Raw genomic sequence first — 10300 nt, 5'->3', positions numbered from 1 at the left:
ATCTCCAGCCCCACCGTGCCCTGCCCGGCGATGATGTCCGGGTGGTCGAAGGGGTGGATGAAGACCGCGCCCGTCGCCTCGGCGTACTCCTGCGCCGATCCGGTCGCGGCCCCGCGGGCTGAGGTGTTGAGGTCAGTCACGAGCCGCAGCAGCCGCCCGCCGGAGCCTCCTCGGCCGCCGTGGCGCCGTCGGCCAAGGCGGCGGGGGCGCCGAGCTGGACGAGCTGGGGCGCCGGGGCGCAGCAGCCGCCGCTCTGGTCGGATTCGGGGGCGTCGAAGAGGCCGGCGCCGCCGCACACTCCGGTCTCGGGCAGAGTCAGTTCGACGCGGTCGGCGGAGTCGAGGTCGCCGGCGATGGCGGCCGCGACGGAGCGGACTTGCTCGTAGCCGGTCATGGCGAGGAAGGTCGGGGCGCGGCCGTAGGACTTCATGCCGACGAGGTAGACGCCGGGTTCGGGGTGGGAGAGCTCTCGGTGGCCGTGGGGGTAGACGGTGCCGCAGGAGTGCTGGTTGGGGTCGATCAGCGGGGCGAGGGCGACGGGGGCCTGGAGGCGCTCGTCGAGGCCGAGGCGGAGTTCGTCGAGGAAGGACAGGTCGGGGCGGAAGCCGGTCAGCACGATGACCTCGTCGACCGGGTCGAGGCGGCGGCCGTCCTCGCCGATGAGGACCAGGCGGCCGTCGTCTGCCCGCTCGATCGCCTCGGTGCGAAAGCCGGTGACCGCGTCTGCGTGGCCCTGGTCGACGGCGGCCTTGGCCGCCAGGCCCAGGGCGCCGCGGGCGGGGAGCTGGTCGGCTTCGCCGCCGCCGAAGGTGGAGCCCGAGATGCCCCGGCGCAGGATCCACACGCCCTTCGTGCCCGAGCCGTCGTCGGACTTGGCAAGGTCGGCGAGGTAGGCGAGCGCGGTGAAGGCAGAGGCTCCGGAGCCGATCACGGCGGTGCGCTTGCCCGCGTACCGGGCGCGGACGGCGGGGTCCTTCAGGTCGGGGACGCGGTAGGTGATCCGGTCCGCGGCGGCCTTCTCACCGAGCGCGGCAAGTCCGCTGCCGCCGGCCGGGGACGGTGTGGCCCAGGTGCCGGAGGCGTCGATGACGGCGCGGGCGAAGACGCGCTCCTCACGGCCGTCGGCGTGGGCGACGTGTACGACAAACGGCTGCTGCTCGCGGTCGGCGTCCACGATCCGGTCCCGGCCGGTGCGGGAGACGCCGGTGACGCGCGCGTCGGTGCGGACCCGGTCGCCGAGGGCCTCGGCGAGCGGCTGCAGATAGGACTCGGCCCAGTCCCCGCCGGAGGGGTAGGCGGCCGGGTCGGGGCGGGTCCAGCCGGTGGGGGCCAGGAGCTTCTCGGCGGCCGGGTCGACGACCTCGCCCCAGGTGGAGAACAGGCGCACGTGCGACCACTCGCGCACCGCGGCGCCGGCGGTGGGCCCTGCTTCCAGGACCAGGGGCTCGATGCCCTGGTCGAGGAGGTGGGCGGCGGCGGCCAGGCCGGCGGGTCCGGCCCCGATCACGACGACGGGCAGCTCGGTGGTGGCGGGCGCGTTCACGGCGACTCCTTGCGTGTTTCGACATCTGTCGATGGCTTGCGCGGCCCAGCATGACACCTGTATTGATGAACGTCAACATAGACATGTATCGAAACAGGGGTTCGCTGATGGAGCACACCGACGTCGCCGTGATCGGCGGCGGCCAGTCCGGCCTCGCCACCGCCCACGCCCTCCGGCTGCACGGGCTGCGGCCGGTGGTACTGGAGGCGTCCGACCGTGCGGCCGGGTCGTGGCCGCACTACTACGACAGCCTCACGCTGTTCTCGCCCGCCCGGTACAGCTCCCTGCCCGGGATGCCGTTCCCCGGCGCCGACCGCGACCGCTACCCGCACCGCGACGAGGTCGTCGCCTACCTCACCGCCTACGCCGACCGCCTGGCCGCCGAGATCCGCACCAACTGCCGCGTCATCGCGGTCCGCCGCACCGGCGGCATCCTCACGCTGGAACTGGAAGGCGGCGGCCGACTGTCCGCGCGGGCCGTCGTGGCGGCCTCCGGGACGTTCGGCCGACCGCACCGGCCCGTGCTGCCGGGCCTTCAGGAGTTCACCGGGCAGGTGCTGCACGCCGCCGACTACCGCGGCCCGGCTCCCTTCTCCGGTCGCCGGGTGGTCGTGGTCGGGGCCGGGAACTCCGCGGTGCAGATCGCCGCCGAGCTCGCCGCCACGGCACGGGTCACGCTCGCCACCGGCGCCCCGGTGAAGTTCGCAGCCCAGCGCATCCTCGGCCGCGACCTGCACTTCTGGACGACCCGCACCGGCCTGGACACCGCACCCCTCGGCCGACTCCTGTCACGCCCGCCGACGCAGCCGGTCCTCGACGACGGCCGCTACCGGGCCGCCCTGGCCGCAGGCCGGCCCGACCGGCGGCCGCTGTTCACCGGCGCCGACGGGGCCAAGCTCGTCTGGCCGGGCGAGGGGCGGGAGGATGTCGACGCGATCGTGCTCGCCACCGGCTACCGCCCCGACCTGCCCTACCTCGCCGGCCTCGACAGCGCCCTGGACGCCGACGGGAACCCCTGGCACCGCGAGGGCCTAGCCACCGGTGTGCCGGGGCTGGCGTTCGTCGGGCTGGAATGGCAGCGCAGCCTGTCGTCGAACTCGCTGCGCGGCGTCGGACGGGACGCAGAACGGATCGCCAGGAGCCTGGCCGCCCACCTCGCGCGCCGGTGACGAGCCTCCCTCCACTGGTTCGACATGTGTCAACATAGATGCATGTCGAATGCGAAGGTGCTGCCGCTGCTCGAAGCCGACGGTCGGGGTGTGGTGCCGTGCTGCCCGCCGCTGACCGAGCGCCCGATGACCGCCGCCGAGGCCGAGACCGCCGCGCGGATGTTCAAGGCCCTCGGTGACCCGGTGCGGCTGCGGCTGTTCTCCGCCGTGGCCTCGCACGAGGGCGGGGAGGCATGCGTGTGCGACATCTCCGACGTCGGCGTCTCCCAGCCCACCGTCTCCCACCACCTGAAGAAGCTCAAGGAGGCCGGGCTGCTCACCTCCGAGCGGCGCGGCACCTGGGTCTACTACCGGGTCGAACCGTCGGTGCTCGCCGCGATGGGCAAGCTGCTGACGCTACCCGCCGCGGCCTGACGGCCCGCAGACGCGCACGGGCGGGACGCCGTCGCGGCATGTCGCGCGACGGCATCGTCGTCGAGCGCCGCAGCCCGGCGAACGATGCCGGTGCTGGGAGATGTGGACGAAACCTCGGCGGACCTGCGGTGCCTTCGCCTGAAGAGATGGCCGCACCGTGGCGGGCGGGGGCGGCCGCCAGCGAAGATGCCCGCCATGACCACTGACCAGAGCCCTGTTCCGCTGCGCGCGACGCTTTCGGCACCCCTGGTGTTCGGTGCGGGAGGAGCCATCGGGGTGCTGGGCGGAATGATCGGGCTGGGCGGGGCGGAGTTCCGCCTGCCCCTTCTCATCAGCCTGTTCGGGTTCGCGGCGCTCTCGGCCGTCATCCTGAACAAGGCGATGAGCCTGGTTGTGGTCCTGGTCGCGCTGCCTGCCCGCCTGGCCGCGGTCCCGGCAGCCGAGGTAGCCGCACGGTGGCCGATCGCGGTCAACCTGCTGGCCGGCAGCCTGCTCGGCGCATGGGCCGGAGCGAGCTGGGCGGTGCGCATGCGCAGTTCCACCCTCTACAAGGTGCTGGCGGTGCTGATGGTGCTGATGGCGGCCGCCCTGGTGGTCACCCACACCACCGCCTTGGACGCGCTCGCCCTGCCGCTGTGGGCCCAGGTGCCCGCCGGCGTCGTCGTCGGCTTCGGCATCGGCGTGGTCGCCGCGATCATGGGTGTGGCCGGAGGCGAGCTGCTGATCCCGACGATCGTGCTGCTGTTCGGCCAGGACATCAAGACCGCCGGAAGCCTCTCCCTGCTGGTCTCCCTGCCGACCATGCTGGTCGCGTTCGCCCGCTACAGCCGCGACGGCAGCTTCGCCGTCCTCGGCGCCAATCTCCGCTTCACCGCCACCATGGCCGCGGGCTCTATCGTCGGCGCCGTGCTGGGCGGCCTGCTCCTCGGAGTCTTCCCCGACCTGGTCCTCATCCCCCTCCTGGCCGTGATGCTGCTGGTCTCCGCGTTCAAGCTCGCCCGCCACGACTGACCGGCGCGGGCGAAGGACAGCGCTCCCTCCTCCTGCGGGGCGGCGAGGTCCGGCGCTTGACCTTCGAGTCGGGTCGAAGGTTTACCGTCGGTGGCGTGACGACCTACCGCATCTCGCAGCTGGCCGAGCGCTCCGGTGTTCCGGCCACGACGCTGCGCTTCTACGAGGACGCCGGGCTGCTGCCTGCCGACCGGGCCCCGTCCGGGTACCGGATGTACGGCGAGGACGCGGTGGAACGCCTGGCCTTCATCTCCTCGGCCAAGCTGCTGGGCCTGGCCCTGGAGGAGATCCGCGAACTCCTCGACGTCCGCGAGGAGGGGGTGTGTGCGTCGGTGCGGGCACGGATGCTGCCGCTGGTCGCGGACCGGATCGCCGAGACGGACGGCCGCATCGCCGAGCTGCGCGCGTTCTGCGCCCACCTGGCCGGCGTCTACGCCGAGCTCTCGGGCCCGGCCCCGGCCGGGGCGTGCGGTCCGGAGTGCGGCTGCACCACGACCGGCACCCCGGCGGCCGGGCCGGTGCCGGTCGAGCTGTCCCCGACCCGCCGCACTCCGGCCGCTGAGGCGTGGCGGGAGATCCCGGTCGCCTGCACCCTCGGCGGTGCCGAGCTGGGCGAGCGCACCGAGCAGTGGCGGGCCCTGGCCGGCAAGGCCGAGCGCCGCGAGGAGATCCCCGACGGCCTCAGGTTGTCCTTCCCGACCGGCACCGAGCTCGCCGCCGAGCTCGCCGGGCTCGCCGCGGCGGAACAGGGCTGCTGCGCGTTCTTCGACTTCACCCTGCACCTGACCCCGACCGCTCTGCAGCTGGAGGTGCGGGCCCCCGAGGCCGCCGCCGGGATGCTGGCCGACCTCTTCGGAGCCGCCGCATGACCGCCACGTCCTCTCCCCGTCGGTCCCGCCCTTGGGGCACGCTCGGCGCCGGCGCGGCCGCGGTCGCCGCCTGCGCGGTGTGCTGCGCGGGCCCGGTCCTTGCCGTCTTCGGCTCCGTCGGCGTCGCCTCCGCGATCGGCGCGCTGTGGATGCCCGCCCTGGCAGTGCTCGCCGTGGCCGCCGGGCTCGGCTTCCTCCTCGTACGGCATCGGCGCCGCACGACGTCCTGCCCCACGGTCCCGGCCCGGGCCGACCTCGGCATGCCCACCCTCGGCCCGCCGCCGCAGGACGGCAAGGCCGCCCGCTGAGCAGAACCGCCGGCCAGGCCCCGCACGGGGTCTGTGAGGATGAACCGTCCGGCGCCATGGGGCGGCCGGCACGTACGAAGGAGCAGTTCGGGTGTCGCAGCAGGGACCGCAGGGCCTGGTCGAGCGGATGGAACACCACCAGGTCGCGATCTACCTGGCGGCACTCGCCGCCGGCGGCCTCCTCGGCTGGACGGCCCCCGGCCTTGGCCCAGGGCTGGAGCACGCGATCAACCCGGTCCTCGGCGCGCTGCTGTTCGTCACCTTCCTCCAGGTCCCGGCCGCCGAACTGGTCCGCTCGCTGCGTGACGGCCGGTTCCTGTCCGCGGCGGTGGTGGTCAACTTCGCGGTGGTGCCGCTGGTCGTCGCCGCGATGTTCCCCCTCCTCCCCGCCGACCAGGCCGTGCGCCTGGGCGTGCTGCTGGTGCTGCTGTGCCCGTGCGTGGACTACGTCATCGTCTTCTCCGGCCTCGCCGGCGGCTCCAGCCGCCGCCTGCTGGCCGCCACCCCGGTCCTCCTGGTCGTGCAGATGCTGCTGCTGCCGGGGTTCCTCTACCTGTTCATGGGCTCCGAGCTCGCCGGCATCGTCGAGGTCGGCCCGTTCCTCGAGGCGTTCCTCACTCTGATCGTCATCCCGCTCGCCCTCGCCTGGGCACTCCAGGCATGGGCCGCCCGCCGCCCGGCCGGGCAGAAGGTCTTCGGCGCGGCGACCACCACAATGGTCCCGCTGATGGCCGCGACCCTCCTGACCGTGGTGGCCTCCCAGGTCCCCAAGCTCGGCGACAGCCTCGGCGGCGTCGCGGCCGTCGTCCCGTTCTACGTGCTGTTCCTCATCGTGATGGCGTTCGCGGGGAAGGCCGTGGCCCGCCTCTTCCGCCTCGACGCCCCCGCGGGGAGGGCGATCGTCTTCACCGGCGCGACCCGCAACTCCCTCGTCGTCCTCCCCCTGGCCCTGGCCCTGCCCGACTCCCTCGCTGTCGCCTCCCTCGTCGTGGTCACCCAGACCCTCGTCGAGGTCCTCGGCATGGTCGCCTACGTACGTCTCGTCCCTCGCCTGATGTCCGAGGAAGAGCAGACCGAGGCCGCCTCCCGCTGACCGCCCGCTCCTCACCGAGGCTGCTTCACAGCCCGGTCGGGGTGCGCGGTGGTGACCTAGCCGCATGGCGGCGCCGTCGCTCAGGCCGAACAGGCGCACGAGGTGGAGAGGGTCCGCATGCTGTCGGGCTTCGACGAAGATCCGGAGCGGGCGTACCAGCCGCATCGTCAGCCCCGCGCGAGAGAGGGTGCGAGGGAGCACGGTGTCGATCACCGGCCGGTGCAGGGATGTCGGGCGCCAACTGCCGCGAGACGAACAGGTGTGGGGTGATGGCCGCCGGCCAGCGCCGGTGGCGTCCGGGGCGCAGTCGGCGACCAGCGGGTGTGTGAGGTCCCTCAGCAGGGACGACGTGGGGCAGCAGGCCGGCTCCTGTGGACAGGGGCTTCTGCAACATCACCCGGTACGCCTGGGAGGCCGGGCCCGCCGGTGGGGGAACGGGCGGGCCGCCCGCTGCCGTCAGTGGCTGGGCGGTGCGTGCTCGGGCAGCCGAGCCCGCAGCGTGGCGGCGAAGTCCTCCGCGCGGGAGAGCTGGGTGCGGAGTTTGTCCACCTGCTCGGCCGCGGCCTGCTCGTATGCGCGTACGCGCTCCAGGAGTGCTTCGCGCTCGGTGGCGTCGAGACCGGGGCCCGCGTCGAGGCGGTCGGTGGCGTCGAGCAGGTCACGCATCTGGTCCAGGGTGAAGCCGAGCGGCTTCATCCGGCGGATGACCATGAGCCGGGCGACGTCGTTCTCGGTGTAGAGACGGAAGCCGCCCTGGGAACGGGCGGAGGGGGTGACCAGGCCGGTCTCCTCGTAGTGCCGGATGGTGCGCAGGGACAGCTCGGTGCGCGCGGCGACCTCGCCGATCTGCATGTGCTTGCCGTCCACGTCTGCGCTCCTGGCCCTTCGCCTTCGGTCATGGCGGCCACCCCTGCCGGGACCCGCCAACCCTACTCTAACGTTAGGGTAGAGTTGTTGGGTGTGAGGGCAGCGCTTCGCGGCCCCGCTGTTGCCTTGTCGGGGCCGATGCTGCCCCCGGTGAAGATCCTAATCTTGCGGGAGAGAAGCGTGCGCGAGCCCATGACGCCCGGCGCCGCCGCCTGCCCGCCGTGATGCTTCGCCCCCGGATGTGAACTCCGGCGCCCTCGCGTCTGCCGGTTTGTGTCCGGATCCGCTCTCTTCCGGTTCCGCGCTGACGGGGCCGTCCGCGGGGTGCCGACCCGGCCCCTCCGCATCCTCCCGCACGCCCCGGCCTGCCCCGTGAGGCGTGCCCGAGCACGACAGGTGCCTGTTTCCTTGTCCTCTTCCGCTGTCACCGCATCCCCGGCCGCGCGCCTGCGCGGCCTCAAGCCCGACTGGATCTTTGACCCGAAGGTCTGGCGCACCGAGGTCCTGGCGGGTCTCGTCGTCGCTCTCGCCCTGATCCCCGAGGCGATCTCGTTCTCGATCATCGCCGGGGTCGACCCGGCGGTCGGCCTGTTCGCTTCCTTCACCATGGCCGTCGTCATCTCCATCGCCGGCGGCCGACGCGCGATGATCTCCGCCGCCACCGGCGCCATCGCCCTCGTCATCGCCCCGCTGAACCATGAGTACGGCCTGGGCTACCTGATCGCCGCCGTCATCCTCGCCGGAGTCATCCAGGTCATCCTGGGCGCGCTCGGGGTGGCGAAGCTGATGCGGTTCGTGCCGCGCTCGGTGATGGTCGGCTTCGTCAACGCCCTCGCCATCCTGATCTTCATGGCGCAGGTCCCCGAGATGCACGACGTGCCCTGGGCCGTCTACCCGCTGATCATCGGCGGCCTGGCCCTGATGGTGTTCTTCCCGAAGGTCACCAAGGTGATCCCGGCCCCGCTCGTGTCCATCGTCATCCTGACCGTCATCACGGTCGCGGCCGGCATCGCGGTGCCGACCGTCGGCGACAAGGGCGCCCTGCCCTCCTCCCTGCCTGTCCCCGGCCTGCCGGACGTGCCGTTCACCCTCGACACCCTGACCACGATCGCCCCGTACGCCTTCGCGATGGCACTGGTCGGCCTCATGGAATCGCTGATGACGGCGAAGCTGGTCGACGACATCACCGACACCCACTCCTCCAAGACCCGCGAGTCCATCGGCCAGGGCATCGCCAACATCGTCACCGGCTTCTTCGGCGGCATGGGCGGCTGCGCCATGATCGGCCAGACCATGATCAACGTGAAGGTCTCCGGCGCCCGTACCCGCCTCTCCACGTTCCTGGCGGGCTCGTTCCTGATGGTGCTGTGCATCGCCTTCGGCCCCGTCGTCTCCGACATCCCCATGGCCGCCCTCGTCGCCGTCATGATCATGGTGTCCTTCGCGACCTTCGACTGGCACTCCATCGCGCCCAAGACGCTGAAGCGGATGCCCGCTGGGGAGATCGCCGTCATGGCCATCACCGTGATCGTGGTGGTCGCCACCGACAACCTCGCCATCGGCGTCGTCGTCGGCTCCATCACCGCCATGGTCATCTTCGCCAAGCGCGTCGCCCACCTCGCCCGCGTGCACAGCGTCCTCGATCCCGACGGCACCACGGTCGTCTACCGGGTCACCGGTGAGCTGTTCTTCGCCTCCTCCAACGACCTCGTCGGCCAGTTCGACTACAACGGCGACCCCGAACGGATCGTCATCGACCTGTCCGAGGCCCACATCTGGGACGCCTCCTCCGTCGCCGCCCTCGACGCCATCGAGACCAAGTACAAGCAGCGCGGCAAGACCGTCGAGATCACCGGCCTGAACGACCCCAGCGCCCAGTTGCACGGCAAGCTCAGCGGCGAACTCACGGCCAGCCACTGACGCAACCGAGACAACCGTGCCGGGTCGGTGTCCACTTTGGGGTGGACACCGACCCGGCGGCCGTTTCGAGCAGCGGCTAGCTGCGCAGAAGGTGTGCGATCTCCCCGGCAGCGTCCCGGGCGGTGCGGCCGACGCCGATCAGGGTGGCCGAGGCCGGGCCGGTCCAGTCGCCGTAGCCGAGCAGGTGCAGCCGCGGCTCGCCGAGGGCGCGTGTGCCGTCGGTGGGGATGTGGCCGCGCGGACCGCGCAGGTTCAGCGGTGCCAGGTGGGACAGGGCCGGGCGGAAGCCGGTGCACCAGATGACCGCGTCCGCGCCGGTGTGGCTGTCGTCGGCCCACCAGGCGCCGTCGGCGGTGAGCCGGGCGAACATCGGCTTCGCGGTCAGGAGGCCGGCGTCACGGGCGGCCCGAACCGGGGGTACGGCGACGATGTCGCCGAGCGAGGCGACCCCGCCGGTGTCGCTGCGGCCTGCGTCGAGGGCACGGCGCCGGGCGGTGGCGACATCGAACAGGGCGCGGCCGTCGATGTCGTCGGGGAGGAACCGCGGCGGGCGCTGGGTCACCCAGGTCACCTCGACGTGTTCGTCCAGGGCGAGGTCGGCGGCGATCTGTGCGCCGGAGTTGCCGCCGCCGACCACGATGACACGCTGCCCGGCGAAGTCGGCCGGACTGCGGTAGTCCACGGTGTGCAGCTGGCGGCCGGTGAACACCTCGCGGCCGGGGACGGCGGGGATGAAGGGCCGCGTCCAGGTGCCGGTGGCGCTGATGACTGCGCGGGCCCGCCAGGTGCCGGTATCCGCCTCGACCAGGAGCCTCTCGCCGCCTGGGCGTACGGCGTTCACGCGGGTGCCGTGCGCCACGGGCAGGTCGTAGCGCTTCTCGTAGCCGGTGAGGTAGTCCACCACATGCCCGGCGTCCGGGTAGGTCTCGCCCGTCTGGACGGGCATGAGCCGGCCGGGCAGCGAGGAGTACTCGGCCGGGGAGAACAGGTGCAGGGAGTCCCACATGTGCTGCCAGGACCCGCCCGGCGCCGCATCGGCGTCCAGGATCACGAAGTCGAGGCCGCGCCGGCGCAGGTGGTCGGCGGCGGCCAGCCCTGCCTGGCCG

10 protein-coding genes are annotated in these 10300 nt (G+C 72.6%); 7 read left to right on the top strand and 3 right to left on the bottom strand.

The annotated features are described in order from the left end of the window. Positions 1-136: 136 nt before the first annotated feature. A complete protein-coding gene (locus AB0C59_RS34545) occupies positions 137-1543 on the bottom strand; it encodes an NAD(P)-binding domain-containing protein (protein ID WP_363011773.1) in 1407 nt (468 codons plus the stop codon). A 107-nt stretch (positions 1544-1650) separates the two neighbouring features. Here AB0C59_RS34545 and AB0C59_RS34540 point away from each other — a divergent pair, with 107 nt between their 5' ends. The 6 genes from AB0C59_RS34540 to AB0C59_RS34515 all read left to right on the top strand — a co-directional run bounded on the left by AB0C59_RS34540 (position 1651) and on the right by AB0C59_RS34515 (position 6407). Further along, entirely contained in the window at positions 1651-2712 is a 1062-nt protein-coding gene (locus tag AB0C59_RS34540; RefSeq protein WP_363011771.1) for an NAD(P)-binding domain-containing protein, read from the top strand. Between the two features lie 42 nt (positions 2713-2754). Next, positions 2755-3126, top strand: a complete 372-nt coding sequence (locus tag AB0C59_RS34535) for a metalloregulator ArsR/SmtB family transcription factor (protein WP_363011769.1) — start codon at positions 2755-2757, stop codon at positions 3124-3126. Between the two features lie 195 nt (positions 3127-3321). Further along, complete coding sequence (locus AB0C59_RS34530; protein WP_363011767.1) at positions 3322-4137, top strand: sulfite exporter TauE/SafE family protein; 816 nt, start codon at positions 3322-3324, stop codon at positions 4135-4137. A 95-nt stretch (positions 4138-4232) separates the two neighbouring features. Next, the gene (locus AB0C59_RS34525; RefSeq protein WP_363011765.1) at positions 4233-5006 is read left to right on the top strand and encodes a heavy metal-responsive transcriptional regulator; all 774 of its coding nucleotides are present in this window, start codon (positions 4233-4235) and stop codon (positions 5004-5006) included. Then, a complete protein-coding gene (locus AB0C59_RS34520; RefSeq protein ID WP_363011763.1) occupies positions 5003-5314 on the top strand; it encodes a hypothetical protein in 312 nt (103 codons plus the stop codon). Before AB0C59_RS34525 ends, AB0C59_RS34520 begins: the two co-directional genes overlap by 4 nt. Before the next feature lie 127 nt (positions 5315-5441). Continuing rightward, positions 5442-6407, top strand: coding sequence for a bile acid:sodium symporter (locus AB0C59_RS34515; protein ID WP_363011775.1), 966 nt, complete (start codon positions 5442-5444; stop codon positions 6405-6407). 456 nt (positions 6408-6863) lie between these two features. Here the strand turns inward: AB0C59_RS34515 and AB0C59_RS34510 are convergent, their stop codons facing one another. Beyond that, positions 6864-7274, bottom strand: coding sequence for a MerR family transcriptional regulator (locus AB0C59_RS34510; protein WP_363011761.1), 411 nt, complete (start codon positions 7272-7274; stop codon positions 6864-6866). 408 nt (positions 7275-7682) lie between these two features. On the opposite strand from AB0C59_RS34510, the gene AB0C59_RS34505 reads away from it, so the two are divergent. Beyond that, on the top strand, positions 7683-9194 hold the full coding sequence (locus AB0C59_RS34505; RefSeq protein WP_363011759.1) for a SulP family inorganic anion transporter: 1512 nt from the start codon (positions 7683-7685) through the stop codon (positions 9192-9194). A 76-nt stretch (positions 9195-9270) separates the two neighbouring features. Here AB0C59_RS34505 and AB0C59_RS34500 read toward each other — a convergent pair. After that, positions 9271-10300: ArsO family NAD(P)H-dependent flavin-containing monooxygenase (locus AB0C59_RS34500; RefSeq protein WP_363011757.1), on the bottom strand; the 1030-nt coding region annotated here is incomplete at its 5' end.

The sequence above is a fragment of the Streptomyces sp. NPDC048664 genome (assembly GCF_040650555.1).
Lineage (GTDB): Bacteria > Actinomycetota > Actinomycetes > Streptomycetales > Streptomycetaceae > Streptomyces.
This window is presented reverse-complemented; position numbering and strand designations above follow the sequence as displayed.